General features: G+C 31.0%; 13 protein-coding genes and 1 tRNA gene. 4 read left to right on the forward strand and 10 right to left on the reverse strand.

The genetic code is table 11. The features are described 5' to 3' along the window. Positions 1 to 136: 136 nt before the first annotated feature. Together ACN5J3_RS04725 and ACN5J3_RS04730 are read left to right on the forward strand one after the other, a co-directional pair. Entirely contained in the window at positions 137 to 1,453 is a 1,317-nt protein-coding gene (locus ACN5J3_RS04725) for a hydroxymethylglutaryl-CoA reductase, degradative (protein ID WP_418510947.1), read from the forward strand. Then, complete coding sequence (locus ACN5J3_RS04730) at positions 1,453 to 2,364, forward strand: GYDIA family GHMP kinase (protein WP_418510948.1); 912 nt, start codon at positions 1,453 to 1,455, stop codon at positions 2,362 to 2,364. The genes ACN5J3_RS04725 and ACN5J3_RS04730 overlap by 1 nt, the downstream gene beginning before the upstream one ends. 58 nt (positions 2,365 to 2,422) lie before the next feature. Here the strand turns inward: ACN5J3_RS04730 and ACN5J3_RS04735 are convergent, their stop codons facing one another. The 7 genes from ACN5J3_RS04735 to ACN5J3_RS04765 form a co-directional block, all read right to left on the reverse strand. Next, entirely contained in the window at positions 2,423 to 4,543 is a 2,121-nt protein-coding gene (locus tag ACN5J3_RS04735; RefSeq protein WP_417290359.1) for a peptidylprolyl isomerase, read from the reverse strand. Between the two features lie 99 nt (positions 4,544 to 4,642). Then, entirely contained in the window at positions 4,643 to 5,932 is a 1,290-nt protein-coding gene (locus tag ACN5J3_RS04740; protein ID WP_417290360.1) for a hemolysin family protein, read from the reverse strand. A 9-nt stretch (positions 5,933 to 5,941) separates the two neighbouring features. Continuing rightward, on the reverse strand, positions 5,942 to 6,127 hold the full coding sequence (locus ACN5J3_RS04745) for a hypothetical protein (protein WP_417290361.1): 186 nt from the start codon (positions 6,125 to 6,127) through the stop codon (positions 5,942 to 5,944). Positions 6,128 to 6,232: 105 nt separating this feature from the next. Next, positions 6,233 to 6,790 (reverse strand): LPS export ABC transporter periplasmic protein LptC, encoded by a 558-nt coding sequence (gene lptC, locus ACN5J3_RS04750; RefSeq protein WP_417290362.1) that lies wholly within the window; start codon positions 6,788 to 6,790, stop codon positions 6,233 to 6,235. Further along, positions 6,790 to 8,169 carry a hypothetical protein gene (locus ACN5J3_RS04755; protein ID WP_418510949.1) on the reverse strand — a complete coding sequence of 460 codons (1,380 nt, stop codon included), beginning with the start codon at positions 8,167 to 8,169 and terminating at the stop codon, positions 6,790 to 6,792. Before ACN5J3_RS04755 ends, lptC begins: the two co-directional genes overlap by 1 nt. Before the next feature lie 19 nt (positions 8,170 to 8,188). Further along, entirely contained in the window at positions 8,189 to 9,496 is a 1,308-nt protein-coding gene (locus tag ACN5J3_RS04760) for an outer membrane protein transport protein (RefSeq protein ID WP_417290364.1), read from the reverse strand. Continuing rightward, positions 9,493 to 10,224 (reverse strand): type III pantothenate kinase, encoded by a 732-nt coding sequence (locus ACN5J3_RS04765; protein WP_418510950.1) that lies wholly within the window; start codon positions 10,222 to 10,224, stop codon positions 9,493 to 9,495. Before ACN5J3_RS04765 ends, ACN5J3_RS04760 begins: the two co-directional genes overlap by 4 nt. Before the next feature lie 100 nt (positions 10,225 to 10,324). Between ACN5J3_RS04765 and ACN5J3_RS04770 the strand changes: the two genes are divergently transcribed. Further along, a tRNA-Phe gene (locus ACN5J3_RS04770) sits at positions 10,325 to 10,400 on the forward strand. A gap of 70 nt (positions 10,401 to 10,470) precedes the next feature. Here ACN5J3_RS04770 and ACN5J3_RS04775 read toward each other — a convergent pair. The 3 genes from ACN5J3_RS04775 to ACN5J3_RS04785 are packed head-to-tail and all read right to left on the reverse strand — an operon-like array spanning position 10,471 to position 12,920. After that, a complete protein-coding gene (locus ACN5J3_RS04775) occupies positions 10,471 to 11,208 on the reverse strand; it encodes an SOS response-associated peptidase (RefSeq protein ID WP_418510951.1) in 738 nt (245 codons plus the stop codon). Continuing rightward, positions 11,209 to 11,658: a hypothetical protein gene (locus ACN5J3_RS04780; RefSeq protein WP_418510952.1), complete on the reverse strand. Its 450-nt coding sequence runs from the start codon at positions 11,656 to 11,658 to the stop codon at positions 11,209 to 11,211. Beyond that, positions 11,655 to 12,920, reverse strand: a complete 1,266-nt coding sequence (locus tag ACN5J3_RS04785; RefSeq protein WP_418510953.1) for a Y-family DNA polymerase — start codon at positions 12,918 to 12,920, stop codon at positions 11,655 to 11,657. Before ACN5J3_RS04785 ends, ACN5J3_RS04780 begins: the two co-directional genes overlap by 4 nt. A 295-nt stretch (positions 12,921 to 13,215) precedes the next feature. On the opposite strand from ACN5J3_RS04785, the gene ACN5J3_RS04790 reads away from it, so the two are divergent. Continuing rightward, complete coding sequence (locus tag ACN5J3_RS04790; RefSeq protein WP_418510954.1) at positions 13,216 to 18,042, forward strand: GreA/GreB family elongation factor; 4,827 nt, start codon at positions 13,216 to 13,218, stop codon at positions 18,040 to 18,042. Positions 18,043 to 18,092: the final 50 nt, after the last annotated feature.

Raw genomic sequence — 18,092 nt, forward strand, 5'->3', positions numbered from 1 at the left:
AAATAATATCTTTTATACAAAATGATGTCAAGTTTACTAAAAATTATGCAAAAAACCGTATTTATTAACAGTTAAATAAGCATTTGTAGGACATTGCAATCAAGAATAGTATCTTTGCTTTTTTAAATTATATTGTATGAGTAAATCTATTTCTGGTTTTTCAAAACTGTCTAAATCCAAAAAAATTGATTGGATTGTAGATACATATTTTTCTAATAATAAAAACGCGAAACACATACTTAAACAATATTGGAATTCTGATGATAAACTTCAACAACTTCATGACGAGTTTATAGAGAATACTATTACCAATTATTATTTACCACTAGGTGTTGCCCCTAATTTTTTAATCAATGATAAACTGTACACAATACCAATGGCTATTGAGGAAAGTTCTGTTGTTGCTGCAGCTAGCAAGGCTGCAAAATTCTGGATGGATCGTGGTGGTTTTAAAGCAGAAGTTTTATCGACTACCAAAATAGGACAAGTACATTTTATGTTTCAAGGTAGTTTTGAGTCACTTAAAAACTTCTTTTCTACAATAAAATCTAAACTTATTGAAGACGCGAAGCCTATCACTAAAAACATGGAAAAACGTGGTGGTGGCATTATAGATATTGAACTACGTGACAAATCTCACGATATTGAAGGATATTATCAGCTTCATGCCACTTTTGAAACGCTTGACGCCATGGGTGCCAATTTTATAAATTCATGTTTAGAGCAGTTTGCTAAAACATTTAAAGAAGAAGCTCTTGTATTTAAAGATTTTTCTGAATCTGAAAAACAAATAGATGTTGTTATGAGCATACTCTCTAACTATGTTCCTGAATGTCTAGTTCGTGCTGAAGTAAGTTGCCCTGTTACTGATTTGACAGAAAATGATAATATGAACGCCGATGAATTTGCTAGAAAATTTGTTCAAGCTGTTAATATTGCCGAAGTAGAACCTTATAGAGCTGTAACGCATAACAAAGGAATCATGAATGGTATTGATGCTGTTGTTTTGGCTACAGGAAATGATTTTAGGGCTGTTGAAGCTGGTGTTCATGCATACGCCTCAAAAAAAGGCAAATACTCTAGCTTAACGCATGCTTCTATAAACGATGGTATTTTTAAATTTTGGATTGAAATTCCTCTAGCACTAGGAACCGTTGGCGGTTTAACCAGTTTACACCCATTGGTAAAATTGGCATTAGAATTATTACATAAACCTACAGCTAAAGAACTTATGCAAATAGTTGCTGTTGCTGGTTTAGCACAAAATTTTGCAGCATTACGTTCATTAACAACCACTGGCATTCAAGAAGGTCACATGAAAATGCATTTAATGAATATTTTAAATCAATTTGAAGCCACTAATAAAGAGAAAGAACTTCTGGTTAATCATTTTAAAACTCACACCGTAACACATAGCGCTGTGGTTGAAGCCATAGAAAAAATAAGAGCTTAATGAATACTTTTAGTCATGGTAAATTATTAATTACAGGAGAATATGTTGTTCTTGATGGTGCTTTAGCATTATCAATACCTACCAAGTTTGGACAATCACTTTCTACAGAGGGCAATAACGAATCTAGACTAAACTGGAAGAATTTTGATGAAAATGGCAATATCTGGTATGACACAAGTATTGATGTAAACACCCTAAAAACTATAAACAAAGGTGACCTTGACAACCCTATAACTCAAAAATTAATACAAATACTAAAAGCTACAAAAAATCTTAATCCTGATTTTTTAACTACCGGATTTGATGTAAAAAATACATTAACATTCCCAAAAAACTGGGGATTAGGAACATCATCTACGTTAATAAACAATATTGCCAATTGGGCTAAAGTTGATGCTTATGAGCTTTTAGAACTAACTTTTGGAGGAAGCGGCTATGATATTGCCTGTGCTCAAAACAGCACTGCAATAACCTATAAATTATTAAAGAACGAAGACACAAAAAGACACGTTAAACAAATCAATTTTAACCCCACATATAAAGACTGTCTGTATTTTGTTTACCTCAACAAAAAACAAAATAGCCGTGAAGGTATTGCTCATTACAAAGCTAACGCAGTAAACATCCCAAACGCTGTTTTAGCGATTAGCAAACTTACTTCAGAGATTATAAACAGTAACACATTAAGTGATTTTGAATCTCTTATTTTACAACACGAAACTATTATTTCAAAGGTAACACAACAAGTTCCTATTAAGGAAAAGTTGTTTTCTGATTTTAACGGACAAATAAAAAGTCTTGGTGCTTGGGGCGGTGATTTTATTTTAGTTACTTCAAAAGAAAATCCTGCTTCTTATTTTAGCTCAAAAGGTTTTAATACTATTGTTTCGTATCAAGACATGCTAATGTAATTCATAAAAAAAGCCTCACAAAATGCGAGGCTAATTTCTTTGGTTAGTTAAGTTAACTTTATTGAACTGTAGCAGCTCTATTATCTTCTATTTCTGCAGCATCTTTAAGTGCGTTATATAACTTACTATTTACTGTAGTTGCTTTAGTATTTGACACTTGATTTGCAAAACCTTGATAGTTATCAAGTGCAGTTGCTGGAGTCTTTTTAGTTACTTGAACCATATATACGCCTTTTTCTCCTTCAATAAGACCAGAAGTTTCACCTTCTTCAAGACCAAAAGCAGTACCAACAACAACGCCTTCTTTTCCTGCTCCAGATATTGTTGGGTTTTTCATGTTAATTGCTAATGATGATCTTACTGTTTGTCCTTCAGCTGAAGCCAAAGCATCTAATGTTGTAGCAGAAACTCTATTCTTTATTATTTCAGCTTTTTTCTGTTTTCTGATAATTGGTAATGCTGTTACTGAAGCATCTTCAGTATTCATCATACCTGCTACATTTATTTCAGTTAATTGCACAATTGCATAACCTGTTGGTGTCGTAAAACGTTTTACATCACCTATATCTGTACCTTCTTCAAAAGCCCAACGAACAATACCTCTTTGGTTTCCTAAACCTGGTATGTTTTCGTCTAATACTTTCATTTTACTAACTGGACGAATTACATATCCTTTTTCTTCAGCTACTGTTGGAAATTCAGATTTTTCAACAGCTATTTCAAAACTTGATGCGTCTCTAAACACGTTATCTATTGTTGCGTCTGAAGGCTCTATTGTTCTTGCTATAGTAGCTACCTTTACAGCGCGTTGCTTGTTTTTCTGACCTTCAATTTCTATGATATGAAATCCGTAAGGCGTTTCAACAACACCTAAATCTCCTGTGTTATTTTCAAACGTGAAGTCTCTAAATGCTGGAACCATTCTGTTGTATGGAAAATAATCATAACTACCACCATTGTTTACACTTCCTTGGTCTGATGAAAATTCTGTTACAAACTCACCAAATTTTGATGTATCGTTTTTAAGTATTGCCAATAAGCTATCAGCTGTTTTTTTAGCATCAGTTTTAACTTGCGCATCTTCTGGTGCGCTAGAAGCTCCTACAAAAGGTATTAAAATATGTCTAGCTTTAACAGAATCTGGTAGCTGTGTTACAGCTGCCATTTTTGTTATTTTAAACTGGTTATTATCTTTATAAGGACCATAAACTTCACCTACATTTAAGTTAAAAATGCTATCAGCAGCTACAGATGGTAAGCTTGATTTGAAAACAAAACGGTCATCAAATTTTTGATCAGAATTAGCATTTATATATTCTTGGTAGTTTGTTACTTTTTGAAAACCAATGATAGTATCATTTGTTTTTGCAACCTCATTGTAAACAACACGATCTTTTAACAGCTCTGCTAATTCGTTTTTGATTGCATTTTCATCTTCAACAGATGCTACTTCTTTAAACTCTACATAACGAATACTTCTTGAAGCTTCAACTTCGTATTGTTTTTTGTGAGCGTTTATGTAATTGTTTATTTCAGATTTTGATACAGTGACTGTACTATCAGGAATAGATGTGTAAGGTATTTGTACAAACTTTATATCTACTTTGTCTCCTTCTAGTTTATGCTCTAATTCTCCTTCTGCCAATGTTCCAGTCATTCCTGACTTTACCATATTAAAATAATCTTGTTGCATAGCGTTTAATGCCAAGCTGTTTTCATAGTCTTTCCATTGTTGGTACGCTTGAGCTGAAGTCGCTTTTAGATTAGCAATGTATTCTGATAATTTTGCTTCATCAAAAATACCATCTTCATTTAAAAAGTTAGGGTTGTTTGAAAGCGCTCCTTTAAGCAACTCTTTTACCTGATCTTTCTCAATAGATATTTCAAGATGGTCAAATTGTGTTTGCATTACAGCTTGTCTAACCTCTTGATCCCAAACACGATTCATGATTTGGTTGCTAGTTGCTGAAGGTGTTTGTTGTTGAGCAATTTCAACTTTTTGCATAAAGTCTTCTCTGGTAATATCTTTACCATTGATTGTTGCTACAATGTTTTGAGATTTTGATGTAAGCGCACTTCCATTTCTAAATAAATCGGCTAATACGAATGAAAATAAAGCTAATGCAATGATTAGGATTAAGAAAAGTGAGCGTTGTCTAATTTTATTTAAAACTGCCATCTGTCATTTAAATTTTTTACAATATAGTGCGCGAAAATACCATTTTCTATTTAATAATAAAAGTAGATAGTCGCATTAATTAGTTTAATTATTAGGAAATTAATCTTCTTGTAGGATTTTTAGTTTTACTAAATCTATTTTTGTGTTAGACACTTCAATAATAGTGTATTGATATCCGTCTGCTACAATAACTTCATTTTGTTCAGGAATACCTTCGGTTTGATCGACTATTAAGCCTCCTAAAGTTTCATAATTTTCATTTTCAGGTAGGTTTAATTTATAGGTTTCATTTAGATAGTCTACTTCCAGTCTAGCTGATAACAAGTAGGTTTCATCATCTATTTTTTCTTCATGAAGTACTACTGTATCATGCTCATCTTCAATTTCACCAAAGAGTTCCTCCATGATATCTTCAACGGTCATAATTCCTGAAGTACCACCATATTCATCAAGAACAACTGCTATACTTTTACGCTTTTTGGTTAAAATATTTAAAACATCTTTTATAAGCATTGTTTCGGGAACAAACTCAACCGGCATGACTACAGATTTTATTGTTTTAGGCTTTTTAAACAACTCAAATGAGTGCACATAACCTAAAATATCATCTATATTTTCTTTATAAACCAATATTTTTGAACAACCTGTTTCTGTAAACAAGGCATTAAGTGTTTTTGTAGTTTCTTTAATCTCAACAGCTATAATTTCTGTTCTAGGAACCATTACTTCACGCGCTTTTACTTCAGAAAACTCTAGCGCATTTTGAAATATTTGTATTTCGCTATCAATATCATCATGCTCTTCAACAGACTCCATTTGCTCACTTATGTAGTTACCTAATTCTACTTTGGTAAATGCTAATTGAATTTGATCTCCTTCGGTTTTAAAAAACTTTTTTAACACAAAGTCTGAAATCCAGATTACAAAGTCTGAAATAAAGGTAAACAGCATATAAAACATATATGCTGGAATAGCTAAAAGCTTAAGTAAAGTGTTTGCATAAATTTGAAAAAACACTTTAGGTAAAAACTCGGCTGTAATAAGTATTACTAATGTTGATATAATAGTTTGAGAAAGCAAGCTTAAATCTACCAAAAGGTAATTTACCATGTCATAATTTGAAGGCAACATTGATAAAAACCAAGCTACCAAAAGCTCACCCATAAACAAGCCATAAATTACCAATGCTATATTGTTACCAATAAGCATGGTTGCAATAAACTTTGATGGTCTTGCCGTTAGTTTTGATAAAACTTTTGCTAAAATACCGCTCTGTTTTTTCTCTATCTCAATGTGTATTTTGTTTGATGAGACATAGGCAATTTCCATACCCGAGAAAAAGGCTGATAGCAATAAGGATAAAATTATGATAAGCAGCTCTAAACTCATTTGTCTTTGCTAGTCTTTATTATCAAATCTTTTATTGAATTTTCTTCTGAAGAAAAACATAAATATAGCTGTAGCTGCAAGAAGAATAGATGTGTAAGCAATTGTTTCGGTTTGTATATACCTGTTTACTGCGTCAAAAGCAAATACAACACCAAAAATTAAATAGGCGTATTGGAAAAACTTAAATAGTTTCATTAAAAAAATCTAAAAAATTAATTAGGTAAAGATAAATAAAAAAAAGAGGGTATTCTTTTTTATTTTATTTTGAAAGAATTTAGCAAGAATAAAAATCTAGGTTTATTATTCTTTTACTGTCATTACAGAGTTGTTCATCTCTATAAGGCTTACTTGAGAAAAATCTTTATCGGTATCAAAAACGTTTCCTTTAGCTAAATCGCCTTTAGATTTGAAAGTAACTGGTTTGTTAGTAAAAAGCCACTCGTTTGCTTCATCAAAATATAGTTGCTCTGCAAAAAGTGTATCTTTTTCATGAGAAGCAAGCACTACGTTTCCTTGTAAATCTATGAGACCTGTTTTCTCATATACTATAGCATAATCGGCAATGATTGTACTTTTTTTGTTCTGCTTATCAAATAAGTTTAAGTGCACACCATTAGGAAACTCTCTAAATGCGAAAGATCTATTTGTGTAGTCAATCATTTTAGGACTAATAAGATTGGCTGTTACTCGTCCTGAATCGGTATATTTTAAATCTATTTGTTCAGCTTCTCCAATAGGTTCATTTTCAGAAATGCCTATTTTTTTTACTTCATTGTAATTGTTGTTACATGAAAAAAACATAGCCACAGTAATAACTGTGACTATGTTTGATATATTATGTAAAAACGTTTTTCTCATTATATTTTTGGTACAGAAACGCTTCTGCTTATCCAACATCCAACGCTAATAGTTTGACCTTGCTTACCAGCTTGGAAAATCTCTGTTTTAGTTGGAGCTTTTGCTCTATAGCTAGCAGCCGTTTGAGCTGCAACTTTCGTTAAAGTAGGATCCACACGTCCTGCTTTTTCAGCTTCACTAGCAGCTAACCAGAAAACAGCACGCTTATTAAAGTTAGAATCTCCACAGTTATTTGCACTAGCATTATACATTGCTGCTATTCTTAAGTGAGGTCTTCCGTTTGATGGGTTTAATTTTAATGCTTGAGAATAGAAATTTCTTGCACTACCATAACTTCCTCTTCCTTTTAGTTTATCACCAATTTTCTCATTAAGCCTAGCTTTTTTGATGTTATCAGTTTCTAAACTAATTGCTTGCTCGTAAAACTTAATTGCTTCAGAAGATTTACCTTCTTTATCTTTTAAGATACCTAAATAGTAAGCTGAATTAGCAGATGGGCTTAACTCATGGTAAGCATTTACCAACTTAAAGAATAACGGGTCGTCTGTACATTCTTTAGAAGACATTTTACCAGCTGCACGTTGTAACCATTCTGCGTTTCCTTTGTTCTGCTCAAATCCTTTTTGGTAAAGAGGAATTAAAGTCTCGCAATTTGCACGCTCACCTAATTTTTGATCGATACCTCCTAAAATTTGATCATAAGCTTTTAAATAACTTTCATAATATTTCTTGTAGCTATTATCTTTTTTAGTCAATGCTGTTCCTGCATCTTCTTTTTCAATAAGCTTGTTTAATTTTTCAGAATAGTTACCTACTTCAGATTCTACTTTTTCTACAACATCATCATACTTATTAAATAAATCTTCTGCTGGTTTTTTATCTGCATCATATAAATCTACCATTAAAGAAAAGTACGTATATAATGATTTAGGGTTTGTAAATGTTTCTGAATCTAACTTATAAGCTGCATCAAAGCAAGCGTATAATTCTTCTGTAGATTTATTTAACAACTCTCTATTATCATATTGTAACTGGCAAGCTTTTGCAGCATATTCGCCTTTTGGAGTTTTACTTGCAAAATGAATAGCTCTTTCTTCCCAAAGCTTTACTAAATCATTTATAAAAGCTGTTTTTTCAGCTCCAGAAGATTTATCAATTTTACATTCTAAAATATCTTCTCCGTATTTATATATACCTAAGTGAAATTTTGGGTTTCTTTGTCTAAGCTCCATAAAGTGCTTATAACCTTCGTCACATTTATCTGCTTTAGCCGCTTCAGTCATTAAAGACAATGAATTTATATCTTGTTCATTTTGAGCATGTGATAAATTAAAGCCTAAAAATAGCATTAAAGCTGCTAATGTAATTCTCGTTTTCATAATATTAAATTTTTCGCGTTTAATCATATTTTTGTTTTTGAAACCATCTATCGTTTAACGACAAACTTAAGTTGAAATTAACAAAATTCTCTTGTATTAAGTTACTATTTGTTGTTCCTCTGTTACCAATTTCTACACCAAAATTAGCATTTGAAAAAGCTCTTAAACTTCCAACTGGTATTCCTACTCCAAAAGATATGCCAAACTCTTTTATAGACTGATTGTTTATATTTAAGCCTGTCTTTTCAAAACGTACTCCAGCCCTGTAAACCACACGACTTAAGTAACTAAAGGAATTGTAATTAGGTATAAAAAAACCTCCTAAAGAAAAGGTTGTAGCATCTTCAAATTTTGTGTTTGTTGATGCATATAATGCATTTGAAAAGTCACTTGTTTTTTGCGCTGTGTATTCTGCACCTACAAACCATTTTCTAGGTTGTCCAACGCCTGCTCCTAAAGACCAAGTAGACGGAAGTGTCAACTCTGTTTCTTTCAATCCGCGAGCTTCTAGATTTGCATTTAATGTATTTACAATTAATTCTCTTCCTGATGCATCAATAACAATTGTATTGAAATATCTTTCGTTTCTGGAGTTAAGGTTACTTTTTGGCGAGTATGTTAATGATGACATTAACTCTAACTTATCAGTAATCATTTTTTTGTAAGACAAACCTAAATTAAATGATAAACCACTTAAATCTGATATGTTATTTTCTCGAGATTGATATTGTGTAAGAGCTTCGTCATTATTATATAAAAACTCTATAGTGCTATTTTTTATTTTACCGAAGTTATACCTTGCATCAACACCTACACTAAAATTATCGTTTATTTTATATCCTGCAGATAAATATGTTCTATTAACGCCGCCTTCACCTCTAAATCTATCACTTAAAGCTCCAGCTGCATTTAGTGTTTCTAACTTGTACCCTACAGAAGTGTAAGGAATAAGTCCAACACCAATACCTAATTTACCCATAGGTATAGATAACGCTATGTAATCAAATGTTGATGACGATACTTTATCAGAGCTCGTGTTACTTTTTAATGTTGTTCTTGAGTGAGAGCCTCCAACAGAAAACTTTACAGGTCTTCCTTCATTATTATATAGAGCTAAATTATCACCTCCGTATGATGCTGGGTTTTTTAAGTTTACGTGAATACTATCCATATAAACTCCTATTCCTCCCATACTTTGATTCTCAACAGTTCCTTTAAATTTTAAACTACCTATTCCGTAGAAAGAATATGGTGAAGCAGAACCTTCTTGAGCGTAACTTTGAATTGCAAATACAGCAATAAAAACTAATACAAGTTTTTTAATCATTCGTTTAAGTTAAATTGTAAAATATAATTCAATCCTAACAAAAGGAAATTAGAGTTGGCAAATATGCTACTTTTTAATTGTTTAGACAAAAAATTGGCGTCTCCTCCTGTTAAAATAATTGTTAAATGTGGAAATTTTAACTTGTATTGGCTGATAACACCATCAATTTCAGCTAAAACACCATTAACAACTCCAGAATGAATTGCATTATTTGTTGAATCTCCAATTATGTTTTCGGGTTGTTCTGTTTCTAATAACGGTAAGTTGGCCGTTAAATTATTCAACGTTTTATATCGCAACCTAATACCAGGAGAAATGGCTCCACCTAAATATTCATTTTTTTGAGTAATAAAATCGTAGGTTATACAAGTACCTGCATCTATAATAAGCACATCATTATTAGGATATTCTTTTACAGAGGCACACACTAAAGCTATGCGATCTACACCTAATGTTTTAGGTGTTTTATACAAATTATCAAAAGGCAATTTAGTTTTTGAGTCTAAAATTAATGTTGGCAAAGCTTTTTTTACTAAATCAAATTGCTTTGAATTAAGAAATCCAACCGATGAAATAATAGATTTATTAATTTTTTTATGCGATTTTAAGATTGAATTAAATTTTTTTTCAAAATCTTTAATCTCGCACGATATTTTACTCACCATTTCATCACCTTGAAAAACAGCTAGTTTCACAAAAGTATTTCCTGCATCTATGATTAAATTCATAATTTTAATTTGAGCGATAAATTTACAAAACGATTTTTTATAAATTTTCTTTGGCGGATAATAAAAATGAATATATATTTGCATCCGCAATTAAGCGACTGGTGCCTTAGCTCAGTTGGTAGAGCAAAGGACTGAAAATCCTTGTGTCCCTGGTTCGATTCCTGGAGGCACCACCAGAAAACCCTGCAAAACACTGTTTTTCAGGGTTTTTGTTTTTTATAGGGACAACAAAAGGGACAACCGAGTTTATATTTTAAACTGTAAATCATCATAGACCTCTCGCTCAATTATACCCGGAACATTACTATCAACTTTTGGACTAAATAAATCTCTACTAACAGAATATGCATCTAATGAGTCTTCAGGGTATGTAAATTTCAAAATGTCTTTAATGTCGTTTTCGTTTAAATCTGTTGATAGCCAATTATGGGTATTCTCATCATCAAGAATTACAGGTTGTCTGTTTTTTTTATTGTGAACTTTAGCAAATAATGGGGATGCGTCTTTTGTTAAAATTGTAAACGTAATAAATGCATCTATTACTGTATACAGACCTGCTAAAGCTAAAGGCTTGTTTTCTTTATCCTTGAAATGGAAAGGATATTTAACACCCTTGTAGTCGTGTGGCTCAAAAAAACCTGAAACTGGAATAATACATCTATTTTCCATTATAGAGCTTCTATAAATAAAATGTTGAAATACCTTCTCTGAACGCGCATTTAAACCACCACCATATTTAACAGCCTCTTTAAAATAAGGTTTAATTTCCTCTTTAGATTTATTATTTGGAACGATACCCCATACGCCTGGTGCTAAAACATTGGATTTCTCTTGAGGTATAACTAACATATTTGGGTGAGAAAAACCATTCATATGATAGCGTGGTACATCGAAGTATTCACGTATTGAATCATCTACAAGACTTACATCGAACCTGTTTTCTAATTCAGTTGTTTTTTTAGTTTGAGAAGTATGGAAACACATTTAATCTATTTTAAAATCATTCTCTAATTTATTCATAAACTTAAGTTTCTCTCCAAATAGCTTTTCGTGAGCTTCCCCACATTCCCAACAACCTAAATCCATAAAACCTTTTTTTAAGTATTTTTTACAAGCATCCTCACTTCCTTCATGCAAAACTGTTATACCCAAATAAAACCAATATTCAGGTGAATCAAGATTTCTTGTATATTGTAAGTAATAAAGTGTTTTATGGTATTCTTTTTTCAATAGTGATTCTCGTGCAAGATCCATGAAATATACATACCTTAAATAATTGGACTTGTCATCCATTTCAACAACTTCTGTTAAATATCTTGGTGGTAAATCCAAGTCAATACCATTAACCGTGATTTTCTCTCTGATTTGAGAAAAGCTAAACTGCGCGCTTAAGAGCAACACAACAATCAGAATATTCAATTGCTTAATTTTCATGTTTTACAATTTACACTAATTATTTCATTTATGTTTGTTGAATAACGTGGAGATAATCGTTCTTGTTTCATCTTCCATTGTCTGCCCAATGACTGACTCCCAAATTTAAGCTTATTGTTCCCATAAGCCATATTGAGCCTATCTACAATATCCATTATCGGTTTATGCTTGGGGTTTTCGGCTGTAAACATGGTAAACTGCTTTTGGTTGCTTGGTGTCAATCCCATTACAATAACACCTGCTTTTTTATAATGAAATCCATCTCTATAAATTGCTTGCAACCCTGCTTCTGCATATTTAACTAAATCTATGCTCGAATTGGTTGGATAGTGCGTTTTTACAACTATGTTTCTACCATATTGAGGTAAATCTTTTCGGAAACCGTTGGTATGCAAAAATACCATAAGCATATTGCATTGTGATTTTTGATTACGAAGTTTTTCTGCACAAGACACAGCAAACGTAGATACACGTTCTCTAATATCTTGGTATGATGTTAGCATACCTTCAAATGAGCGTGTTGTTGCTATCACTTTCTTGTTTGCAGTAGTTTCTAAATCTAAAGTAGGTTTACCCTCTAAATCGTGTTTTAGACGTAAACCAACAACAGACATATTTTTACGCACCCAATCATCTGAAAGTTGAGAAAATTGATAAGCATTATGAATATTTAAGTTTTTTAATCTTTTGGTATGTTGCCTACCAATACCCCAAACATCTTCGATTGGTAACCACTTTAAGGCTTTTATGCGCTTTTCTTCATTATTTATCACATAAACATTGTTTGTACGTTCTGGAAACTTCTTTGCTATTTTATTGGCTACTTTAGATAATGCTTTTGTTGGTGCAAAGCCAATACTAATTGGAATACCTGTACCTTTTGTTACACGATTACGCATTGTTTCTCCAATTTCTTGAAGGCTAAAAAGTTCAAAACCTATAAACTTTAAAAATGCTTCGTCGATACTGTATATTTCTACTTCTGGTGTAAACTCTGAAAGTAGATTCATCACTCTACTACTCATATCTCCATATAAAGCGTAATTTGAAGAAAAAACGTTTACGTTTTGTTTTTCAAATGTTTTAGCATATTCAAATGCTGGCGCACCCATTGGAACACCTAATGCCTTTGCTTCATTAGAACGCGCAATTACACAGCCATCATTATTGGACAATACTACAATAGGTTTATTGTTTAACGATGGATTAAAAACACGCTCACAGGAAGCGTAAAAGTTATTGCAGTCTACAAGTGCGAACATGAAGCAAAATTATCTCATAAATACTTACCTGATTTCATAGATTAACGAAACTTTTTAACAAAATTAAAACCTTAATAACAAGATAAAAAAATTCAAATACATTCAAATATTCTTAAAAGGATGTATATTAGAGCTCACATAGACAACGGTATAAACTGTAATTTAGTTCTTATTTTTAAAATTCTGTAAATGAAAAAGTATAAAAGTTGTTTTTTTTAAATTGAATTAAATAAGGAAAACCGTAACTGAAATTAAAACAAAGGGAGTATTTTAAACGGAAAAACAAACATAGAATATGAAGATAACCGAAAAGCTACTAACCGAATTACAAAACCGACTAAAAGTTGGTAGCCGAAGAGGTGTTCACTTAAATGCAATTACAGGTCGTTCAAGATACAAATTTGACATAACTAGACTTTCGCATATTGACGAAAACCTTCCTCAAAATTTCATCAATTCTTTGCTTTCTGAACTTCCATTAAAATTTAAAGTAAGTTGGAAAGACAACGTTCCTGACCTAAATTCTTTGTTTGAAGAAGACCAAACACAATTAGTAAAGATTACAAAATCATTCGAAAATCTAATCAACCAAACAGATGCAATTGAATCGGAGAAAGGAATAAATACTTTTGGCTTCGGTTTCCCAGTTCTTGTTCGTAGAGACCAATCTGACAACAAATTGACAGTTGCACCAATTCTGATTTGGTCACTACGTATCAAAAGAACAAAGGATTTTAACACTTGGGAGATTCTAAGAAATGATGAAGACCCAATTTACATCAACGAAGTATTAATTAACCATTTACAAAGCGATTCTAAAATCGAAATCAACCAAGTTTCGAGTGAATATATGGATGATGGTTTAATAGATAAAAACGAGCTTTTAGATATTTGTGTTAATCTTATAGAATCCATTAACACTTCTATACCAAGTGACCTTAGAGAAACATTTGAAAAGAAATTGGATGAAATAAAACCAATTTCAGACAAGAAACACTACGAAAAATTGCCATTAACATCTAACAATTCCTTTATTGATTTTGGTGGTTTATTTTCAATATTTGAGGTGCAAAAGCAAAATATCATCAATGATTACGGTAATCTTTTAGAATTAAAAGGAACTGAAATTGACCTTGATGATATGGAAGAACATTCTTTCCAACCAATATCCTCAGTAGAAACAGACCCTTCACAACAAGGTATTTTACACTCGTTAAATTCTTCAAGAAATATACTAATTCAAGGTCCACCAGGAACAGGAAAAAGCCAATCACTTACCGCTATTCTTGTAAATGCTCTAGAAAACAAAAAGAAAACTATAGTTGTTTGTGAAAAGAAAACCGCATTAGATGTTTTGAAGAAAGCACTAGATAAAAGAGGACTAAATTTTCTTAATGTTTTATTATTTGATGTTCAGAAAAAAGGACGACATGATGCTGTTTATTCAGTACGTGAACGCATAGATAACTCTGCATATCGAAGATATAGATATACGCATTCAAAAGAGACTTTAGACAACATTATTGAAAAATCAAAAACATTAATTGATTCAATAAATAAAAAACATCAAAAATTAGACGAGAAACTCATCGGAAATAAAAATTGGACAAATGTTGTAGGTTCGCTTTTAGCTGAATTAAAAGATAATTCAGAAGATTATAATCTAAACTTAAGGAAAGACATCTTTTCTTATAAATCATCTGAACTAACTAACTTACTAGAAATAATTAGAAAAGGACAAAATCTAAATACTGATTATTTACCTTTCAAAGAGTTATCATTTCTTAACCCTTCAAAATTAGTTGGTGATAATCCTTTTTTAATAGAACAACAAATTAATGAAGATTTTAAGCAATATGAAGAGGCTTATTCAAGAATTGAGAAAAAAACCGAAACCTATCACAAAGAATATTTTGATATAAGAAAAAATGAAATAGCCGACGAAATTGAACATTGTGGTGAGTTAGCTAATGATTATAATTCTTCGTTAGATTTAATTCAAACCATCCTAACACAGTTTAAACAAAACTACAAAGATGTTAGAACAACAGAATACCAAAATGAACTAGATAAAATTAAAAATAAAGTAGATGAAGCTGACTTAATATTCAAAGAATATTCATCTAACAACTTGTTTTTAGATAATGAAACCATTAACTCATTTAGTTTTAAACTAAAATCGCTTTTTTCAAAAGGCTTAAAGAAACTGAAAAACGAAAGAAATACAGTATCTAAAAGACTTTTAGAAATTGAATCTATCCTAATTGAATGTAAAGATTTACCTAAAATCGAATTCAATTCAGATATTAAGGATAATAAAAAAACATTTTTTGGCTTAAAAGAATCACTTATTCAGACAAATCAAAAGTTCAATGACAAAATAACTAATGAACTAAACGAATTACAACTAGATACATTTACAACTGAAAACATTGATTCTCAAATGTGTGTCGATAGACTTAAAAACATTAGTTCTTCTCGTACAAATGAATTTAACAGTTTAATTGCTTCAATTATATACAATTTAATTGAAGTTCAATCTGACCTAAAAAATAAAAGAAATAAAGTTGTTGAATTCATAGAATCTAGTAACGATTTACCTTCTCTAACTTTATCAAATACTTTGAATTCTATTAGAAACGACTTTGATAATTATTTTGAGTTCTTAGAACAGTCACATAAAGGTTTTATTGATGCTATCAAAAATGAAATTGAAAACATAGATATTTTAAAGTCTGTTGAGGATAAATACATAACTAAAACCTATAAAACACTAAAGGAAGAATCTTTAGAATTAAGTCTAAAGGTTAATAAGGATAACTGGATTCAAAAAAGAATAAAATACAATAGCGAACAAGTTTTTAGAGAATCAATATCAAATTTATTCAAAACTAAAAACACCTATTTTAACAATGATAATGACTTATTTTCAATAGAATTTAAATGGTTTCAATTTTATAATTCTTTATCAAAAGGTGAAAAGGAGATTATTGAGCAATTAAGCTCAAGAAAAGATTGGCGTAAAACATTTTTAATTTACTATCTAAATTCATTACTTGTTAATTCTGCTAATATAGATTTACCTACAGATGATAAAGACCATATTGAATTAACTCAATCATTATCACAACTCGAAAAAGAACAAATTAAATACATAAGAGAATATTGGTTTTCAAAACAAATTGATGCAACAAGAAATTTTGATATTAATAATCCAAATATTGCAGTAGAAAACCTTTATAACAAAAGAGCTAGTAAAAAACATAAAAGGCTTTCCTTACGCGAAATCGTGAAGTTGGATATTGAATTATTTACTACGTTTTTCCCTATAATCTTAACAACACCAGATGTTGCAAGTAATCTTTTTAAAGGAAAAAACAAATATTTTGATATTGTAATGTTTGATGAAGCAAGTCAATTAAAGCTTGAAGATAACCTTCCTGCCTTACTAAAAGGTAAACAAATTGTCATTGCAGGTGATGAACACCAAATGCCACCTTCAAACTATTTCAGCAAAATTTTTGACGGTACAATTGATGACGAAGATGAATTTGAAGATGAGATAGACAGAATTAAAAGTGATGCTAGTAATTCGTTATTAGATTGTGAGTCGTTATTAGATTTTGCTTCTGAGCTTGGATTTGACAAAAGACATTTAGATTTTCACTATCGTTCGTGTCATCCTTATTTGATTGATTACTCGAATTATGCTTTTTATAATCAAAGACTTAAACCGCTTCCAAATAAATTTGACTACGTTCCAATAAAATATATTAATGTAAATGGCACTTATTCTAACACTTCAAACGATTCAGAAGCAGAGACTATTTTATCAATTATTGAAAAAAATATTTCAAGATTACCAAATGGAGAATATCCAACTGTCGGAGTTGCAACATTCAACATAACACAAAGAAATCTAGTTCTTAGTAAAATTAACGAACGTAGAAAATTTGAACGTTTTAAGGAATTTAACGATAAAATACTTGAACTTGAAGAAAATGGTTTCTTTGTAAAGAACCTAGAAAACATTCAAGGAGACGAAAGAGACGTTATAATTCTTTCAACTACTTACGGCATAAATAAAGAAGGCAAATTCAATCAACGTTTTGGTTCAATAAATCATCAAAAAGGTTACAAACTTCTAAATGTAATTGTTACTAGAGCAAAATATAAGGTTTATGTTTGCTCTTCAATTCCTCAAGAGGTTTTCTTAAATTATAAAGAACATTTAATCACAGAAGGCTCAAATAATCGAAGAGGTGCATTTTATGCATATTTAGCATATGCCAAAGCAGTTAGTGAACAAGACACTGAATCAAGACTTGCGGTTTTAAACGCACTTGCGGAAAACTCATCAAACAAAACAACAATAGACAACTTCAATAGCGATTTAGAATCGCCTTTTGAAGAAGAAGTATATGAAGCATTAACTGAACATTTTGATGAAGAAAAAATAATTCCTCAATTACAATTTGCTGGCTTTAGAATTGATTTGGTTTATGATACTAAAAAAGTTGGTATTCCAAAAATTGCGATTGAATGTGATGGTGCAGCTTATCATTCAAGTCAGGAAGCATATTTACACGACAGACATAGGCAAAAAACATTGGAGAGACACGGTTTCGTTTTTCATAGAATTTGGAGTACAAATTGGTGGAGAAATCCTAAAAAAGAAACTCAAAAACTAATTGATTTCATAAACAATATTGAAAATAGTAATCCATCAATTTTTGAAGACAAATCAAAAATAAGTCTTGCTTTTACAGACAATATTAGTGTAATTGAAAATGAAATAGCCAATGTTTCACCTTCATTAAGAAAAGATTTAAAAGAAACAATAGAAGCAGTTTCAAAAAATGACAAAGTTCAAACAGAACTTTTTAAAGATATCGTAGAATTAAATAATAAAGTGAAAGTTAAATATTTAAATAATGATAAAGATTTGAAAGTTCAACTTGTTGAACAAGCTTCTAATAGTCCAATAAAATCGAATGGAATTCAAAAGATTAACATTAAGTCTCCGTTAGGGGTAGCTTTAAAAGGTAAATCTGTTGGAGATACAGTCAAAATTGGAAACTTGGATAATTATGTGCAAATATTAGAAATAGTAAAACAATAGCTTTAAATGCTATTTGTTTTCCATTAAGCTATCGCTCATAAAAAGCTTCC

This window comes from Corallibacter sp. (assembly GCF_048381695.1).
GTDB lineage: Bacteria > Bacteroidota > Bacteroidia > Flavobacteriales > Flavobacteriaceae > Corallibacter > Corallibacter vietnamensis.

What these genes read in the sequence shown, in the direction of transcription:
- ACN5J3_RS04725 (WP_418510947.1), top strand. Translation starts at nt 137, where the DNA reads ATGAGTAAATCTATTTCTGGTTTTTCAAAACTGTCTAAATCCAAAAAA.
- ACN5J3_RS04730 (WP_418510948.1), top strand. Translation starts at nt 1,453, where the DNA reads ATGAATACTTTTAGTCATGGTAAATTATTAATTACAGGAGAATATGTT.
- ACN5J3_RS04735 (WP_417290359.1), bottom strand. Translation starts at nt 4,543, where the DNA reads ATGGCAGTTTTAAATAAAATTAGACAACGCTCACTTTTCTTAATCCTA.
- ACN5J3_RS04740 (WP_417290360.1), bottom strand. Translation starts at nt 5,932, where the DNA reads ATGAGTTTAGAGCTGCTTATCATAATTTTATCCTTATTGCTATCAGCC.
- ACN5J3_RS04745 (WP_417290361.1), bottom strand. Translation starts at nt 6,127, where the DNA reads ATGAAACTATTTAAGTTTTTCCAATACGCCTATTTAATTTTTGGTGTT.
- lptC (WP_417290362.1), bottom strand. Translation starts at nt 6,790, where the DNA reads ATGAGAAAAACGTTTTTACATAATATATCAAACATAGTCACAGTTATT.
- ACN5J3_RS04755 (WP_418510949.1), bottom strand. Translation starts at nt 8,169, where the DNA reads ATGAAAACGAGAATTACATTAGCAGCTTTAATGCTATTTTTAGGCTTT.
- ACN5J3_RS04760 (WP_417290364.1), bottom strand. Translation starts at nt 9,496, where the DNA reads ATGATTAAAAAACTTGTATTAGTTTTTATTGCTGTATTTGCAATTCAA.
- ACN5J3_RS04765 (WP_418510950.1), bottom strand. Translation starts at nt 10,224, where the DNA reads ATGAATTTAATCATAGATGCAGGAAATACTTTTGTGAAACTAGCTGTT.
- ACN5J3_RS04775 (WP_418510951.1), bottom strand. Translation starts at nt 11,208, where the DNA reads ATGTGTTTCCATACTTCTCAAACTAAAAAAACAACTGAATTAGAAAAC.
- ACN5J3_RS04780 (WP_418510952.1), bottom strand. Translation starts at nt 11,658, where the DNA reads ATGAAAATTAAGCAATTGAATATTCTGATTGTTGTGTTGCTCTTAAGC.
- ACN5J3_RS04785 (WP_418510953.1), bottom strand. Translation starts at nt 12,920, where the DNA reads ATGTTCGCACTTGTAGACTGCAATAACTTTTACGCTTCCTGTGAGCGT.
- ACN5J3_RS04790 (WP_418510954.1), top strand. Translation starts at nt 13,216, where the DNA reads ATGAAGATAACCGAAAAGCTACTAACCGAATTACAAAACCGACTAAAA.